Genomic DNA, 17,253 nt, shown 5'->3' with positions numbered 1-17,253 from the left:
ACTGTCATCGACACAGTCGCCTTTCATGTTGTCTTTGTACCGGAAAGTGACCAATGTTCATCGAGAGTCTCGTACTGGAGAACTTCAAGTGCTTCGGGCCGGAGCGCACTTCTCTTCGCCTGGGCCGGGGCATGACTGCCTTCATCGGCGCCAATGGCTCGGGCAAGACCGCGGCCTGCGAGGCGCTGCTGCGGTTGTTCGGGGTATCCGGTCAGGAGCGGTCGATGCGTGTGGACGACTTTCACGTGCCCGCCGACGAGACCGACCTGCCTGCCAGCCGCGAGTTGACGATCGAAGCAGTGCTCACCTTCCCCGAACTCGACGATGGCGAAGAGGAGGACGACGAGGTTGGAGACGATGGTGATGCCGCAGAGGAGCGCCAGGAGCAGGCCGACGTACCCCGAGCGGTCCCGGAGTTCTTCCGGCGCATGGCCGCCACAGAGGATGGCCAGCTGAAGGTCCGAGCTGCGCTGCGGGCCGAGTGGTTCGACGACGGCACGATGGAAGGGGCGATCACCGAGACGCGCGTGATCGTCAACACCCTTGCCGAGGAGTACGGCGAGGAAGACTGCGTGCCGCTGACTGCCGCGGAACGTAGCCGTATCCAGATGATCTACATCCCAGCCTCCCGCGATGGCGTGCGTCAGGTGACGGCCTTTCTCCGCAGTCGGCTGTGGCGAGCGGCCCAGTGGTCAGGTGAGCTCCGCGACCTCGTCAACAACCACGCGGCTGAAGTTGCCGAGAAGTTCGCCGAGGAGCCCGTGATCCAGGCGGTCGAAAGCGCGCTTGCGGCACGGTGGCAGGAACTGCACGACGCAGACATTCACTCGGATCCCAAACTGCGACTCCTCGACGGCGACTTCAACCAGCTGGTCCGCAAATCCGAACTCGTCTTCGAGCCCGACCGCCACGGCCAGCCCCGGCCGGCCCGCATGCTGAGTGACGGTCAGCGGTCGCTCCTGCACCTCGCGCTGGTGGCAGCAGCCCTCGACGTCGAGGGCGCGGTCTGCGCGGGTCACCACAACGATGACTTCACGCTGCAAGCCGCTCACCTGCCGCACTTGACCCTAATCGCGGTCGAGGAACCTGAAAACAGCCTCTCGCCCTTCTACCTCTCCCGGATCGTCAGCCAGCTTCAAGACCTGAGCGGCACCACGGCGACGCAGACGATCCTCTCCAGTCACTCCGCCAGCGTCATGCCCCGCATCCGCCCCGAGGACGTCCGGTACTTCCGCACGGAGCCAGCCACCGCGACGGCATCGGTCCGCGAGATCACTCTTCCCGACGACACCACCGAGGCGGGCAAGTATGTCCGGGAGGCGGTGCGTGCCCATCCGGAGCTGTACTTCGCCCAGTTCGTGGTACTCGGTGAAGGCGACACCGAACAGCTCGTCATCCCCCGGATCGCCCATGCCCACGGTGTGCAGCTGGACCGGTCGTTCGTAGCGATGATGCCGCTCAACGGCCGGCACACCAACCACATGTGGAGGTTGCTCCACGACTTGGACATCCCCCATGCCACTCTGCTGGATCTCGACTACGGCAAGGTCGGCGCAGGCCCAGCCCGGCTCCGTGATGCCTGCAACCGCCTCCTGGACAACGGGCTCGATCCGCTGAAAGGGCTCACGAACTACGACGAGGTCGACGACATCCACGACGGCCTTCTACTCGAGCACATCAAGCCGATCGTGAAGCACCTGCGCGCATTCGCCGTTTTCTACTCCGAGCCGCTCGACCTGGACTACGCCATGTTGCGCGCGTTCGGCAACGCCTACAGGCAGCTTGAAGGCAACCAGCGCGGCCCTGACTCCAACGATCCCACCGCCACGGTGCTGGGAGAGAAGGGGACCAGGCCGCGCTACTGGAGTAAGAGGAAGCGGCCCGAGTTGCTGGGCTGGTACCGCTATCTGTTCCTGTCGCGGTCAAAACCGAGCACCCACCTGAGCGCGCTCGGCCGCCTCCGTGACGAAGAGCTCCGGATGAATACGCCGGAGGTCCTCAAGGCCCTCGTGGAGCACATCCAGAAGAAGGTCCCACTGTGAGCACCTCCGACCATCTCGGCCCCACCGGCATGCCGGCGCTGCGCCCAACGACACTGATTCCGGTAGAGGATTGGCACCCGGCAGGTATCGAGGATCTGGAGCCGACAGCGTGGGAGGCTCTGCGGGACACTGGCAACGTGGCAGTCGTCGCCGGGCCTGGCGCGGGCAAGACGGAGTTCCTCGCTCAGCGCGCCGCCTATCTCCTGCAGACCGGGCTCTGCCCGTGGCCGCAGCACATTCTGGCGATCTCCTTCAAGCGGGACGCTGCCGCCAACCTCCGCCGCCGGGTCACCGCCCGCGTTCCAGACCACGCCAGCCGCTTCGCATCGATGACCTTCGACGCATTCACTAAGGGACTGGTGGATCGGTTCGCGCCGGCCCTCCCCCCGGACTGGCGCATGCACCACGGGTACGACCTCCGCATAGCGCCCGACCGCGACGAAGTGAGTGACTTCATCAACACCATCGCCTTCACGGCGCCTCGGACACTGGCCGGGAGGCTCGGGTTCCAGCCCGGACGCTTCGTCTCCGACATCGTCGGGGGATGGAACCTGCCCGAAAGCATGTCGACGAACGACGAGGCCGATGCTGTCACCTACGCCGCACGCGAGTGGTGGCGCACCCGTTACCTGCAGCCGGAAAAGCCGGAAGTCGACTTCGTCATGCTCAACCGACTCGCCGAGCTGCTGGTCCGCACGGCACCAAAGCTCCGACGCGCCCTGCGGATGACCTACCCCATTGTGTTCGTCGACGAGTTCCAGGACACGACCAGCGCGCAATTCTCCTTCCTCACCTCGGTGTTCGGCGAGGAAACCGCACTGACCACGGTCGGAGACAGCAAGCAACGGATCATGGGCTGGGCCGGCGCTGTCCCCGAGGCCGTCCAGCGCTTCACCAATACGTTCGACGCCACCACCTACCGACTGACGTGGAACTTCCGCTCCAGCGACGCCCTGGTTGCGCTGCAGCACGTGATCGCCAGCAAACTCGAACCGACCACAGTGCAGCCCACCTCGAAGGCGACTGCCGAGCACGGGCACGACCCAGCCATGCTGTGGACGTTCTCCAGCGCAGACCGGGAGGCGAAGTTCATCGCCGACTGGATCGCCCGGGACATCGCCGACTCGGACCGTACACCGGCAGACTTCGCGCTCATCGCACGGCAGAAGATCAAAGACTTTGAGCCGCTGTTTCGGGCTCACCTCGCCGCCCACAGCATCCGAGTCCGCAATGACGACGCACGGGTCGGCAAGATGACCCTCCAAAACCTACTGAAGAGCGAGACGGCCCGCCTGCTCATGGGGCTGCTCCGGCTGGCACACCAGCCGCGCGGCCTCGCCACTGTCTGGCAGGAGGTATCGGCGACTCTGGAGCGCGTGCACGGGGCCACCGATGATGAGGTGACCCAGCAGCGTGTCGGCGAGGAATTGAGCGACCTGACCACCCGCCTCCGTGCTTGGCTTCAGAGCCACCCACCATCGGCAACGTCCGCGGGCGGCACCGTCCGGAAGGTCCTCGAACTCGTAGACAGCGCAGCCCTGCGCCGCTACGTACAGGCCGCAGCATCTGGCGAGGAGTTCGATCTCGTCACCGACGCCTTCACAGCGCACCTGGAGACCGTGATCAACTCGTCTGAAGGCTGGGGCGAGGTGCTCGACGAGTTCGAGTCAGCAGATGGAGTCGTCTTGCTCACCACCCACCGCAGCAAGGGCCTCGAATTCCACACCGTGTTCTTCCTCGGAATTCACGGCAGACAGTGGTGGGCGCTCGGAAGGGACCCACGTGAAGGGGCATCGACGTTCTTCGTAGGCTTGTCCAGGGCTGCTCACAGACTGGTCTTCACCACGGATGGGTCCGACCGCACGGGCCCCATCGCCGAATTCTTCACGATGCTCATCGAGGCGGGCGTGCCCGAGAGCAGGCAAGGATAAGGATATGACCGTGAGACTGCCCCCAGCCCACACGGTGTGAGACGCCTTGAGAAGTCGCCGGCCACAGCCTCATGTGGGACGCGCGCGATGAGATCCCACTAGCGCGGCGCTTCGGAACACCCGAGCACGATCCGGCTGGACTGCCGTCCGGGATGGCGGCCAGTTCGTACGAGCTGCAGGCGGCCCTCCGCAGCGTCGAACTGCACGCCCGTCTCCGGCTCACACGCCATGGCCCAGCTCATGCGGCCCGGCTGCGGCCAGCCCGAAGGGGATCCGTGGAATCTTGCGCTCGCTGCCACGCAACAGGCCGTCATGCAGCAGCGGACGTGACCTGAAGGCTGATGTCAGACCGTGGCCGTAACCTCGGCATCATGAGCCTCATTGACCCCGAGAAGCATGCTGACCTGATCGAACTCCAGCGCGCGGCAAATCACGCGTGGAAGGCGCTGGACGAGCACGCACCCGGGGTTCGCGGCATCGATCTCGGCGAGGAGCAGCGCGAGGAAACCGTGCAGCTGCGGATCGCCGCATCCGAGGCGGCGATCGCCCTGCGCAAGGGCATCTACGCATCCGGACTGGTGACAGAGCATGGCTATTGCCAGCCGTCACAGGATCTGATGGTCGCGGCACGGGACGCAGACGGCGAGTAACGGAACGGGGGATGGCGAGCCATGGCTTCTGCAGGGCCGCCGCGATGCACTGTGAGTGTGGGCGGCCGGCGCGGGTGTCTCCCTGGTAATGACGGTGCTCGGCGTGCGGCCGCGGTGGCGGCGGCGTACTCATGAGGGGTGACGCTGTCTCCTCCGCTCGACCCGATGCTGGCTCGCTCCGTGAGGGCAATGCCCCACGCGTCGCAGGAGTCAGCGTTCGAACCGAAGTGGGACGGCTACCGCACGATCGTCTTTCTGCGCCCCGGCAGTGTGTATCTGCAGTCCCGCAACGGCGCAGACCTCTCCCAGGCGTTCCCCGAGATCGTGCGTGCGGCGAAGGAGATGGGCGAGACTGCTGTACTCGACGGGGTTATGCGAGCTGCCCGGGTGTCGCACACCCTGTGTGTCTCAGGAACGGGCTACATCTTGCATCCCGGAGTGTCTCAGAACTTGCCGGTGAGGGACGCCAGTTGCTGACGGGGTCTTGCGCCGGCTGTGCCGCGAACGGCCGTGCAGCCTGACACCCGGTCCCGGTCGTTCGCGCCGAGGGATAGCACTGACTCTGGCGTGCGGCTCTCGTCGCAGTGCTGGCGCTATGACCGCATTGAGATGGGCCTCATTACCCCGCCTGAGTAACTTGCTCCCGTATCTCCCCGGGAAGGGCCTGCTGGTGTTCAACTGGGCGCCTTGGCCGGGGAAGCTACGTGTACTTCTGGAGTACGGCGCGTAGTTGGGGAGTTGCGAGGTAGTTGGCGACCTTGTGGAAGTCGAAGGCGTGGATTGGCTTGTTCTCTGGCTCTTGCACGCCGTGGAAGCAGCGCTGGATGCCCTTGGGCGGAATTGCGACGAGGTCGCCGGGGTCCGCAAGGTTGACCCAGTTGGCCACGTTGGGGGGACGCTGCCCTTTCTCGTTGACGGGAGCTGGCTGCAGGCGCGGGAAGATGGCGTGGGGAAGCGCTAGCGGGGAGCCGAGCGTGACTAGCAGATCTACGCTGAACTCTGGGTGTTCCCAGAGGGTTTCGTAGGCCACGACGGATCCGAGGGAGTGGGCGATGACAACGGTTGGCTGCTGGGCTGCCAAGGTCTCGGCGATGCGGGCGCGGACCTGTTGGCGCGCAGGACCGCGCAGGTAGGTGGCGACTTCGCGGAAGCAGACAGCGACGAACCACTCGGTGGTGGACTGTCCCAGGCCGCGGGCTCTGGCCAGCCAAGCCAGAGCCTGGCGCAGAGGTGCGGTAGCGCGCCCAGCAGCGGTGGCATCAGGCAGCCCACATGCGTCGAGCCACAAAGCCACGAGATCGCGCTCGAAGTTGTCGAGCGAGTCCAAATCGTCCGGGCCTTGACCGCCTTGTCGGCGCAGTAAGTCGGCATAGTAGGTAACTGCCACCTCATGCCGTTCCTGTGCCTGGCCGGGCTCTTTGGGCTCGCTACGTGACAGTGCCCCGGTCCAGATGCCCGCCAGTTCTCCGGCCGCCTCGCTCGGGAGCTGTGCAGCGCGGAAGTTGCCCACGCCGTGAATACCGAGGATTTTCATCCGCTGAGTTCCGTTTCCTGGTCCATCACCATGACCTCGGTGCCGAGTCCCAGTACGAGAGCGCCATCTGGTGCAGCTGCTACCGCACTGACCTGAAGGCTCACGGCCACGACGACACAGGCACCGCCAACCAGGTCCCATACCCGCACCGTCTTGTCACTGCTGCCGGTGACCGCGACCGGCCGACCGTCCAGGCTCGTGCACGCCACCGTGTTCACCAGCCAGGTATGGCCGGTGAGGGGCTGCCCGACCGGCTCACCCGAGCGCAGATCCCACACCCGCACCGTTCTATCGGTGCTGCCGGTGACCGCGACGGGCCGACCATCCAGGCTCGTGCACGCCACCGCATCCACCCAGTGGGTGTGGCCGGTGAGGGGGTGCCCGACCGGCTCGCCCGAGCGCAGGTCCCACACCCGCACCGTTGTATCGGTGCTGCCGGTGACCGCGACGGGCCGGCCCTCCAAAACCGTGCACGCCACCGCGAACACCCAGTGGGTGGGACTAGTGAGGGGGTGCCCGACCGGCTCACCCGAGCGCAGGTCCCACACCCGCACCGTTTTATCGTTGCTGCCGGTGACCGCGACGGGCCGACCATCCAGGCTCGTGCACGCCACCGCGTTTACCGATTCGGTGTGGCCGGTGAGGGGGTGCCCGACCGGCTCACCCGAGCGCAGATCCCACACCCGCACCGTGTTGTCATCGCCGCCGGTGACCGCGACGGGCCGACCATCCAGGCTCGTGCACGCCACCGCGAACACCGATTCGGTGTGGCCGGTGAGGGGGTGCCCGACCGGCTCACCCGAGCGCAGGTCCCACACCCGCACCGTTTTATCGTTGCTGCCGGTGACCGCGACGGGCCGACCATCCAGGCTCGTGCACGCCACCGCCTGCACCCACTCGGTGTGGCCGGTGAGGGGGTGCCCGACCGGCTCACCCGACCGCAGATCCCACACCCGCACCGTTGCGTCGTTGCTGCCGGTGACCGCGACGGGCCGACCATCCAAAACCGTGCACGCCACCGCATCCACCGATTCGGTGTGGCCGGTGAGGGGCTGCCCGACCGGCTCACCCGACCGCAGGTCCCACACCCGCACCGTTGCGTCGTTGCTGCCGGTGACCGCGACGGGCCGACCGTCCAAAACCGTGCACGCCACCGCATCCACCGATTCGGTGTGGCCGGTGAGGGGCTGCCCGACCGGCTCACTCGACCGCAGATCCCACACCCGCACCGTTCTATCGGTGCTGCCGGTGACCGCGACGGGCCGGCCCTCCAAAACCGTGCACGCCACCGTGCGCACCGATTCGGTGTGGCCGGTGAGGGGCTGCCCGACCGGCTCACTCGACCGCAGATCCCACACCCGCACCGTTCTATCGGTGCTGCCGGTGACCGCGACGGGCCGACCATCCAAAACCGTGCACGCCACCGCGAACACCGGCCCGATGTGGCCGGTGAGGGGCTGCCCGACCGGCTCACCCGACCGCAGATCCCACACCCGCACCGTTCTATCGGTGCTGCCGGTGACCGCGACGGGCCGACCATCCAAAACCGTGCACGCCACCGCATCCACCGATTCGGTGTGGCCGGTGAGGGGCTGCCCGACCGGCTCACCCGACCGCAGATCCCACACCCGCACCGTTCTATCGGTGCTGCCGGTGACCGCGACGGGCCGACCATCCAGGCTCGTGCACGCCACCGCATCCACCCACTCGGTGTGGCCGGTGAGGGTGTTGTGCAGTGCTGGGGTGAGGGAGTTGCCTGTTGCCCAGCGGGGTCGCCATGTTCCGTGAGGCAGCGGCCGGGTGAGTTGCTCTTGCAGTTGGGTGGCGCGGTGGCGGGCGGCGTCGACAGCCAGGATGGAGCGTCGGGTTTCGGGGTGGGTGGGTCGGTGCTGATGCAGGGACGTGCGGTAGACAGCGGCTGCCAGTACCGCGGGCCTTGAGGCGACGGTGGAAAGCGCTGGGGTGAGGGTGTACGAGTCGGCGTACACGAGGAATTCGGGATCGGTGATCAGAATTTCTGTGTTCTCGGCGTCGATGGCGTGCTCGATGGCGTGGCGGAGCAGGTAGGGGGCGGCGTTGGCCCACACAAGGTGGTCGGCCTGGGTGCGGGGGGTGAGGAGCGTGTCCAGGACACGTTCGGCCGCGGGGATGCTGCCGCGCAGCATGCGGGCAGGGGCCCGCTGGTAGGGGTGGGCGCGGAGGTGGTCGGCGAGTCCTTGGTGGAAGGGGCGGTAGAGGGTGGTGCCGTCGGTGTCGACGTGGGTGCGCAGGTAGAACATGGACTCGTCGAGTACCTGGGGCAGGCTTGTCGGGTCGGCTGTGGGGTGGAGAGATTGGGCGAGGGGGTAGGCGAGTTCGGCGGGGATGCCGTTGCCTTTGGCGTGGGCGATCGCGACCAGGAGGGCGCGGGCAGTGGCGGGGGCGGAGCGGGCGGCGAGATCGAGTTCGAAGACGTCCGGCAGCGTGACCGGCACGTTCTCGCCCAGGTGCCGCGCGGAGGAGAGATTCTCGGCTGCCGGGGTGGAGGCGAGGTAGCTGCTGTAGACCGAGGCGACCAGAAAGGCGCCCCACCTCTCGCCCTGTTGGGGGGTGTGGGCCAGGCGGGCGGCGGCGGTGCGGGCGAGCAGGTCGCGGACCGGGCGGGCCGGTCCGGTGCGGTAGCCGTCGAGGTGGGTGAGGACATCGTCGAGGTAGTCGGCCAGGTCCTCTTCCAACTCGCCTGTGGGGGATCGGTCGAGGTCGATGAGGAGGCCGGTGGTTTCGGCGCGGGTTTGAAGTTCCTGGAACTGCTCCCAGGGGCGCATGCCGAGCAGCATCCTGCACGCCGGTCGCCCATCGGGGCGGCAGTCGTCCGTTAGCGGCAGGAGTAGCCTTTGCGTGAGGTGGCCGGGGTCGACCGCTTCATCGAGTGCGTCGACCACCAGCACCGGCGGTTCCGGCAGCGCCCGTACCGCGTGCATGAAGGCTTCTGGGGTCCACTCGTCGGCCGACGCCGGCAGGTGTAGCTGGCGTGCGAGTGCGCGCAGGACGGCGGGCAGGCTGCGCTGTCGGGCTTGGACGGCTGCCAACTGCTCGTGGAAGGCGGGCCGGCAGGCGCCGGGCAGGCGTTCGCGGATGTGTGCGGCCTGTTCGGCCAGCTGCGGGTGCGCGGCGCACATGAGGGCGCCGAGCAGGGCGGACTTGCCGGTGCCGGGGCTTCCTGTGACCACGCACAGCCGGGCGGCTCCGGGGTCGTCCAGCCAGGGGGCGAGCAGGCGGAGTTGGCTGCGGCGGCCGGTGAAGTGCCGGCCGGGCCGGTCGGTGAAGTGCCGGGCATCGACCGGGTCGAGCTCTTCGACGAAGTCCCTGACCGGCGGGTCGAGGACGCCGCGTTGTGCGCGGACGGGATCACTGGCGAAGGCGGGATGCGCAGGGTTGGGGAAGAACGGCAGGTCCGGTTTGGGAGCACTGGGGTCCATCAGCGTGGCCCGCACGGTCTGCACCCGGCCTCCCGCCTTCTCCAGCCGCATCCCGATGTGCCGGGCCACCAGGTCGAAGTCGACGAACTCCTGCGAGGGGTCGCTGCCGAGTCCCGTTCGGGCGAGGTCGTGGAGAACGTCGGCGACCGCGATGCTGAAACGGCCGTCGTAGGCTTCCTCCCGGCTGTCGGAAGCGGCGATAACCCAGGCGTAGGTCGGCAGCCCGGCCTCGTGCACCGAGGACGAAAGCCTGGCCGCCACGCCCGAGCCGCACAGATCGACCAGGAACAGCGAAGGCCGCTGTTCGGCGTCGCTGTCGGAGATCCACCCAGCGACGTTGGTGTCACGGCCGATCCGCCCGTCGGCAGGCACCATGTCCAGGCGCTTCCGATCGACGTCGGCCTTGCCATGGGAGATCACGTGCACGATCCGGTGCCCGCCGACGGTCTCCGCATCGGCGGGGGAAGGCAACAGAGCATCCCGCAATTCGGTCTGTATGGGGTCGAGGTGGCACCGCACGCGGTAGCCGAGCTCGCTGAGCGCGTCCTGGACGCGAGGGACCACGCAGTCCACGAACTCCAGCGCATCCCAGGTCTGCGTCCCGACCGGCAGCTCCTCACCGTCGGGTAAGGGGCTGCGGAAGGTACCCACCCCGATGATCACCGCATCGCCCTTTTCCATGCGCCCCCCTTATGGCGCTAGCCAGCATGACCTCAAGCGGCACGCGGACTACAGGAATGCAGCATCTCAGGGTTCCCGAAGGCAGGTAAGGCCGTGGCACTGTCGAAGGACGCGTGCGAGCTCCCCTCGATGATGACGCGCCCTGGTTCCACGAGCACATACTGCTTCGGGCGATGCGTCTATGCGTTACGGGCGGTCCTTGTCGCAGTCTTGGGCGATGCCGGGTTCGTGCCTCGGGGCGGGGAGCGGAGTGATGTTCCGGCCCATCTGGCGTAGTTGCTGGAGGAGTTGGGTGTTGGCGGTTTTGAGGTGGGCGTTGTGCAGGGTGAGGGTCTGGATGTGGTCGGCGTAGGTGGCGACGAGGGTTCTCAGCTCGCCGACCGCGGCTGCGTGTTCGCTGCGCAGATGTCGCTCCCGGCGCTTGAGTTGGGCGTTTTCGGCCTTGAGAGTGTCGGTGTCGGGTCGGTGGACATCGGGCTCCGCCAGGATGTCCTTGATGGCTTTGGCGGCTGGCGAGCGGTAGTAGGTGGCGCGGGAGATGCCCGCTTCGGTGCTGATGTTGACGGCGGTGAGTGTTCCGTCGGTTACCTCCGGGCGGCCGGCCATGATGCGTTCGAAGGCGTGCAGGATGGCTTGGTCGGCGGCGGAGGGCGCGATGCCGTTGCCGTGTCGTTCGTAGGCGTGGCGCAACCGCAGCGGGGTGTCAGTCATCGGTTTGGTCCTGTGTGGCTGGGCTGATCTCGGTGATGAGGCGGTCAAGGGTGGCGGTGTAGTCGGTGAGGGCTGCGGTTTGCAGCGGTGGGAGGGGTGTGCCGGAGTTCAGCGGTTTCTGGGCTTGGTCGCGGGCAGCGGTGAGGCGAGGCACATGGCTGGTAGAGCGGCGGGCGTTGGGGCAGGACAGGCACATGTTGAGCAGTGGCAGGGGGCGGCCGAGGGGCTGGGCCCGTTTGGCGCAGACCGCGGCGGCCTCCTGATAGAAGCAGTCGTTGAGCACACCGGGGTGCAGGGTCTTGGTCAGGTGCTGGAGCATCGCGCGCAGCCGGGCGGGACTGGCGATGAGGCCGGGCAGGTCGCCCAGTTCCCGGCGGATGCGTGCGAATTCCGCGTTCACCCGCTGGGCCGCGCCACCGCTGGCTTGGTGTCCCTCGTGCCAGTCGCGGTAGAGCTCCTCGACGTAGTCGAGTTTCGCCACGGCCTTCTCGGAGGCGACTTCGGCGGCGAAGCCGGAGGCAGAGGTGCCGGCATAGCCTTCGAAGACGGCCAGCTCGGCGTGCTGGTACTGCCGTGAGCCGGCCACGATGCCGAACGGCTGGTGGGCGATGTGCCAGGCCAGCGTGCGGCGGAATTGGGAGGTGGTCAGCCGCCAGGGCAGTGGATCGGTGTCCTCGTCGGCGCTGAGGTCGGGGAGGAACTGTTCTTCGGGGGTACTGAAGAGCGTGTTGAGGTGGTCGCGGAATCTGTTCAGCCGCAGGTTGACGGAGCCGAAGACCACGAGGCGGTTTCCGGTGCTGGAGGCACCGCGGTGTCCGAACAGATGGGTGGGGTCGTTGTTGAGCTCGCGGAGTACGGTGACGGCCTGGTGGACGATGTCCAGGACTACCCATTCGGCTTCTTCCCCCGAGAGCTGCTTGCCCTTCCAAACACGTCCGCGGAGCTTGTGGCGCGTCCGCACTCCCCGCTCGGTTTCGGTGAAGGCGCAGTCCGGGGCGAGTTCACGGACCTCCGCGTCGCGCATGCCGGACAGATAGGCGATCACGATCCAGGAGGCGACACGCAGGTACGTGGTCTCGATGCCGAGTTCGCCGGCATCGAGCCGGGGACGCCAGGGACGTCCGCTGTCCGGCCAGATGTTCAGCGGGGCGCGCAGGCCACCGGATTCGTACCCCAAGCTGTGGGCCGCCTCGGCGATCGGGCGTCTGATCTCGGCACTCGGGGCGACGCCCGTCAGCAGGGCGATCAGTGCGACGTTGGGAGCCTGCAGTACACCGTCGATGAGAGGGATGTGCGGGTGTTGGTGGGCCATGTGCGCAGGGAGGGCGGGGATGCCCTGGCCGGCGGTGCGCAGCTCCTCGAGGTAGCGCTCGACTTTCGCCTGGGCCTGCCCGCTGCTGTGGCGGGTGCGGGCAGGTGCTGCGGACTTGAGCGTGGTGAGTTCCCGGCGGGCGGCGGCAAGGTCGCTGCTGGCGGTCTGGACGTAGAAGACGGCCGCTTTCAGGAGGGGGCGGATGATCTCTTCGGGGATGCGGGCGGTGGAGTTCTCCCGGTCACGAGCGACGCCGGCGACTGCATGGCTGGAGCGCCCGTGCCAGGGGTTGATGCCGAGCCGGTCCGCGGTGAGGAACGGACCGTGTGCAAACAGGTACTTGACGGCGGTGACGTGCTGCGCCGCGTTGTCGGCCGAGACGCGTTTCCAGCACGCCAGTGCGGCGTGCAGGTGGTCCGGGGTGACGTCAGCCAGCCGGGGTGCCCCGACTTCCTTCAACGTCGCGAGGGCACTGCGCGCCTTCATGAACACCCCGAAAATCGAGGTGAGTTTCATCGGTCCCCGCCGTTGGGTGGCGGGATTGCCGCGGCGTAGCCGTGAGTAGAGGTACTCCTTGAGTACCAGCGTGGTGACAGGATCCTCAATGGCAGTGAAGACCACCCGTGACATGGGGGCGGTGCGCGGCAGGAACGGCTTGAAGTTCCAGACCATGTCGCCGAAGCGGGGACCGTGCAGGTCACTGCGCTCGCGCAGACGGTCGGGCAGGACCGGTGCGTCGTCCGGGACGGCCTGGGGCGGTGCGGGAGGTGTGCCGGGCAGTGTCATGTCATCAGCTCCAGGATCTGGCCCGGCAGGGACAACCGCGCTCCGCTGTGTTCGGCGATGGCGCGGGCCGTGGCGAGTTGGTCGGCGGTGAACTGCGGAAAGACGCCGGTGGTGAGGCGGTCGAAGGCCAGTCCGTAGCGGGCCTGCCACTCCGGCGCGAGCATCTCCTCACGCTGCTTTCCGAGGAAGTCCAAGAAAGTGATGAGGCTGGGCAGATGGCGCGTGGTGAACACCGCGTTCGGGCACTCCAGACAGCCCCAGAGGGCCACCGGGCAGCCGCTTCCCTGCTTGAGTGCGAACGGTGAGGCATAGAAGTCGGAACAGGAGGCGAGCCACACGTCGCTCTCCCCGCTCAGCGCGGTCTCGACCGTGGCCGGAGCTAGCCCGATCTCTCCGTTGTCGAGCCGGCTGCCGTCCTCGGCCAGCACCACAGGCGGGGCCAGGGCGGCATCCAGGGCCTGTCGCAGGCCGTTTTCGACGGCGTCCTCGTGCACGGTGCGGTGCGCCTCGATGTCGGCGTAGTGCCGGGCGGCCACCCGTTTGCTGTGACCTTCGGTGAAATCCTCCAGCAGCCCTGAAGTCTGCAGGTAGCGACGTGACTTATAGGTCTTGCGCAGCCGCCGCAGGTCGAGCCGCAGACCGCCCTCGGCCAGGGTGTCGAGGTGGTGGCGTTCCATCCACCGGGGCTTTTCGTTCTCCAGCACCGTGCTGTGGAAGGCACCGTAGCTGGCCTTCACCACGCCGTTCCGGTTGACGTGCGTCCACAGCAAGTCGGTGACGGCCACCTGGCGGCCGTAGGCGGTTAGCCGCAGAGCGAGCCGGAGCAGTCCGCCGGGGGTGTGCAGGTTCCCGCCATCCGCGACCCGGAGGGTCTTGTGCGAGTGCCCGTGCGCCCGGTTCTTGGTGTAGGCAATACTGACGTAGCCGCGGGCGGGGTTGACCAGGCAGTCGGCTCGCAGCCGCGCGGCAACATCGGGCTCCAGACCGGTCTTGCCCACCAGCAGCACCAGTAGCGGGACCAGATCGTTCGGCGTGAGGAAGAGGCGGGCGTTGAGCCGGCCCACGCCGCCCAACTCCTGGATACGGTCTCGGACACCGGGCTGGTTTCTGACGTGGGCGGTCAGCGGACCGTGGTGGACGATGTACCAGAGCGCGGACTCCAGGTTCCAGGTGTGCCCGCCGCCCGCGCCCGGGCCCTGGCCGCGGGCGGCGAGACGCTCGCCCTCCAGGATCCGGTCGCGCAGCGCGCGGACATCGGTGAGGGCCGCGGCTTGCATGGCCTCGAACACGGCGTCGGGGTAGGCGTCCAGCCGGTGGGTCCGGTCGTTCGTGGTGCGGGCGGAGGTGAAGGCCAACCGTGCCTGCATCTCCGCGCTCAGTAGCGTGGGCTCCGCCTCGTGCACGATCCGCAGCAGCCGGATGATGTGCTGCATGTGCACGTACGGGACGGTGCTGCGGGTCCGGTAGGCGGCGGCGAGCCGGTGTTCATGGGCGTCGAGCAGCTCCGGCGTCAGCTTCTCGATGCCGAACGCCCCAGCCTCCGGCGCAACCTGGGCGAGGAAGGCTGCCAGGGAGCGGATGGAACGCACGTAGGCGGAGGTGGTATCCACATACGTCTGCCCGTTCTCGGTCCCTGCCAGAGTCGACAGTGCCTGCGTCAAACGCCGCACCAGGCGGGGGCACGGCAGATCGGACAGGTCGAAGTGGCGCTCGCCGCCGTGGGCGAAGTGCGCGGAGAAGGCCACCGGTCCGAGCGTCGGCACCGGCTCCGGTTCAGAGGGCAGATCGTGCGGGGCGGGGAAACGGACACGGCGCGGGCTCATCCGGCCATCTCCAACCCCGGTTCGGTGAGGCGTTCCAGGGCGTCCGCCTGGGCCTCCCACTCGGTCAGGGCTGCCAGCACGATCTCCTGGGCCTCATCCAGCACGTCCAGATAGATATAGACCGTCGACTCCTGGGCGTGGCCCAGGAGTAGCTGCAGCTTGCGCAGCGGATTGCCGATCAGCAGCCGCCGCAGTTCAGCACGGGCCAGCGGAGCGTTCTCCGGCCGCCCCAGGGCGCGGATGGTCTGCCGCAGCAGCAGGCCCAGCATGTGCACGGCGAAGGTATGGCGCAGCGTGTGCGGATGCACCTCGATGTCGATACCGAAGCCCCGGCAGCGCTCGTTGGCGCGGCGGAAGGCGGACTGCCAGGTCGAGGGCGTCAGCGGTGCCCCGTCATCGCCCAGCCACAGCCACAGTGGCCCAACGGGCTGGCCGTCCTGACCGCCATGGACCAGCCGCAGGCGATCGGCGGGCCCGATCCTGGAGTAGGGCCACCGGCGGCTCCCGCCCTCCAAGGTCAGCCCGCTCCGCCCGGTCCTCGCGACCATGAGGACATCCTCGCCCCCCACGCACCTGTCACCCGCCCGGCAGCGCTCGATGATCGCATCTCGCTCGATGGCGACGAAGTGGTGCAGGGCCCGCAGTTTGCGCCGCGGCAGGAAGACCGTGCGGGCCTGGCGGCGCTTGGTCACCGCCGCCGCCAGGCGCACATCTCCCACCATCCGCCGCTCAGTCAGCGGCGGGACCTCAGTGACCAGAAGCGTCCCGCCCTCGCTCAACCGCATTCCGGAGTGGACCAGAACATCGGCGAACAGCCCGTTACGCTCGCCGTGCCGCCCGCGCCATGCCGGGTCCGGGCCCCCTTCCGGCAACTCGCCCCGCAGCCCCACGTTCCGCCACAGCAGGTAGTCCTCGAAGGAGACGAAGCCCACCGGCCCGTCCTCGGGATCGGCGGCGAACTCGGCGTTCACCCGCAACGTCCGCACCCCGTGTGGCGTCGTCACCGTCTTGTCCACATACCGGAACGGCGCGCGGTCCAACAGCCCCTCGTACAGCGACCATTGCACCCACTTGTCCAACGCGGCGATGGACCGATTCCACGTGCCCACCGACACTGTGCCGGGCCCCTCGGCCAGCAGCCGGACCCGCTTGTAGGCGCGGAGGTCCTCCCCCTCGCATTCCCAGATGGACTTGCCGCCCCGCGACTCGGCCAGGAACCGGCAGAACAGCATCAGATCACGGGAGTACCCCTCGACACTGTTGTCTGCTGGCACGCCCCAGCTCGGGAGCTCGCGCAGAAACCGGTTGAGCTCCAGGTCGTAGCTGCCGTCGCTTCCCAGGATGAACGGCTGCCCCTCACGCACTCCCAAATTCTGCAAGGTGCCCTGCAGTTCCGAGCTCGCTCCCGGGCACGAACGCGCTCGGGAGTGGCTGGTGCGGCTCAGTAGAACGGGTGCTGTTCTCGTCATATGGCTCCTCATCCAGTCGTGAGACAGCCCTCACGCGTGGATAACGAGAGAGCCGGTGAGACGGAGTGAACAGCTCACATAAACGGCGAGTTGGTCGTCCCCGTTGCGGGGAGGCTCGACTTCGCCGCGCTGCAGACCCGCGCCCGCTACCGGGGCCGCCGGGCCGAAGGAGCAGCCAGCGCCCAGCCCGCCCAGCTGATCCTTTTCGACCTGCTGGAGCTCCGCGAGAAGGAGCTGCTGGCGCTGCCGTATACGGAACGGCGCGCAGCGTTGGAGGAATTGGCGATGCGCCGCGGTCTGACCGCCCCGTGGGCACTGTCGCCGCACACCACACACCCCGATGAGGCGCGCGAGTGGCTGTCCCCGCAGTGGGGTGCCATCGGCGTGGAGGGCACGGTCATCAAGCCCCTAGCCAGCCGATACCGTCCGGGCGTTCGGGGATGGTCCAAGCTGCGTGCATATCGAACATCGGAGGCCGTCATCGGCGCGGTCACCGGCAGCGTCGACCAGCCGAGCACCACGCTCCTCGGCCGCTACGACAAGACAGCCCGCCTGTGGCTGGTGGCACGCAGCACACTGGTACCCCGCCTGCTTAAGCGGGAACTCGCCGACCTCCTGGTTCCAGCCAGTGCGGAACATCCCTGGTGGAGTGCCCAGTTCTCGGCCGGCTGGGGCACCCGCAACATCCTCGACCATCGCTGTGTACGCCCTGACCTGGTCGCCGAGTTCGAGGGCGATACAGCTGTGGACGCGGGCCGTTTCCGGCACCCGGTGCGCCTGCTGCGGGTGCGCTACGACCTCACGCCGGAGATGGTGTCGCCGCTCGAAGGCTGGTGACGCGGGACCCCGCCGCGTG

The 17,253-nt window shown here is 67.8% G+C and carries 11 protein-coding genes; 5 read left to right on the top strand and 6 right to left on the bottom strand.

Going from position 1 to position 17,253, the window contains the following annotated elements; translation table 11 throughout:
* Positions 1-53 precede the first annotated feature (53 nt).
* From AC3AGO_RS31260 to AC3AGO_RS31245, 4 genes are all read left to right on the top strand, one after another.
* Positions 54-2,042: an ATP-dependent nuclease gene (locus AC3AGO_RS31260; RefSeq protein ID WP_487823629.1), complete on the top strand. Its 1,989-nt coding sequence runs from the start codon at positions 54-56 to the stop codon at positions 2,040-2,042.
* Positions 2,039-3,973 carry a UvrD-helicase domain-containing protein gene (locus AC3AGO_RS31255; RefSeq protein ID WP_487823628.1) on the top strand — a complete coding sequence of 645 codons (1,935 nt, stop codon included), beginning with the start codon at positions 2,039-2,041 and terminating at the stop codon, positions 3,971-3,973. Before AC3AGO_RS31260 ends, AC3AGO_RS31255 begins: the two co-directional genes overlap by 4 nt.
* 371 nt (positions 3,974-4,344) lie before the next feature.
* Entirely contained in the window at positions 4,345-4,623 is a 279-nt protein-coding gene (locus tag AC3AGO_RS31250) for a hypothetical protein (protein WP_487823627.1), read from the top strand.
* A gap of 165 nt (positions 4,624-4,788) precedes the next feature.
* The gene (locus tag AC3AGO_RS31245; protein ID WP_487824880.1) at positions 4,789-5,100 is read left to right on the top strand and encodes an ATP-dependent DNA ligase; all 312 of its coding nucleotides are present in this window, start codon (positions 4,789-4,791) and stop codon (positions 5,098-5,100) included.
* A gap of 223 nt (positions 5,101-5,323) precedes the next feature.
* Here the strand turns inward: AC3AGO_RS31245 and AC3AGO_RS31240 are convergent, their stop codons facing one another.
* From AC3AGO_RS31240 to AC3AGO_RS31215, 6 genes are all read right to left on the bottom strand, one after another.
* Positions 5,324-6,157, bottom strand: coding sequence for a hypothetical protein (locus AC3AGO_RS31240; protein WP_487823626.1), 834 nt, complete (start codon positions 6,155-6,157; stop codon positions 5,324-5,326).
* Positions 6,154-10,296 carry an AAA family ATPase gene (locus AC3AGO_RS31235; protein WP_487823625.1) on the bottom strand — a complete coding sequence of 1,381 codons (4,143 nt, stop codon included), beginning with the start codon at positions 10,294-10,296 and terminating at the stop codon, positions 6,154-6,156. Before AC3AGO_RS31235 ends, AC3AGO_RS31240 begins: the two co-directional genes overlap by 4 nt.
* A 186-nt stretch (positions 10,297-10,482) precedes the next feature.
* The gene (locus tag AC3AGO_RS31230) at positions 10,483-11,007 is read right to left on the bottom strand and encodes a hypothetical protein (RefSeq protein ID WP_487823624.1); all 525 of its coding nucleotides are present in this window, start codon (positions 11,005-11,007) and stop codon (positions 10,483-10,485) included.
* Positions 11,000-13,105, bottom strand: coding sequence for a hypothetical protein (locus tag AC3AGO_RS31225; RefSeq protein ID WP_487823623.1), 2,106 nt, complete (start codon positions 13,103-13,105; stop codon positions 11,000-11,002). The genes AC3AGO_RS31230 and AC3AGO_RS31225 overlap by 8 nt, the downstream gene beginning before the upstream one ends.
* Positions 13,102-14,928, bottom strand: coding sequence for a hypothetical protein (locus tag AC3AGO_RS31220; RefSeq protein WP_487823622.1), 1,827 nt, complete (start codon positions 14,926-14,928; stop codon positions 13,102-13,104). The genes AC3AGO_RS31225 and AC3AGO_RS31220 overlap by 4 nt, the downstream gene beginning before the upstream one ends.
* Entirely contained in the window at positions 14,925-16,292 is a 1,368-nt protein-coding gene (locus tag AC3AGO_RS31215) for a tyrosine-type recombinase/integrase (RefSeq protein ID WP_487823621.1), read from the bottom strand. Before AC3AGO_RS31215 ends, AC3AGO_RS31220 begins: the two co-directional genes overlap by 4 nt.
* Positions 16,293-16,487: 195 nt before the next feature.
* On the opposite strand from AC3AGO_RS31215, the gene AC3AGO_RS31210 reads away from it, so the two are divergent.
* Positions 16,488-17,234: an ATP-dependent DNA ligase gene (locus tag AC3AGO_RS31210; RefSeq protein ID WP_487823620.1), complete on the top strand. Its 747-nt coding sequence runs from the start codon at positions 16,488-16,490 to the stop codon at positions 17,232-17,234.
* The last annotated feature ends 19 nt before the right edge of the window (positions 17,235-17,253 follow it).

Source organism: Streptomyces sp. BL1, assembly GCF_057628045.1.
The sequence above is the reverse complement of the archived record's forward strand: the minus strand, read 5'-3'. Positions and strand labels throughout refer to the sequence as shown.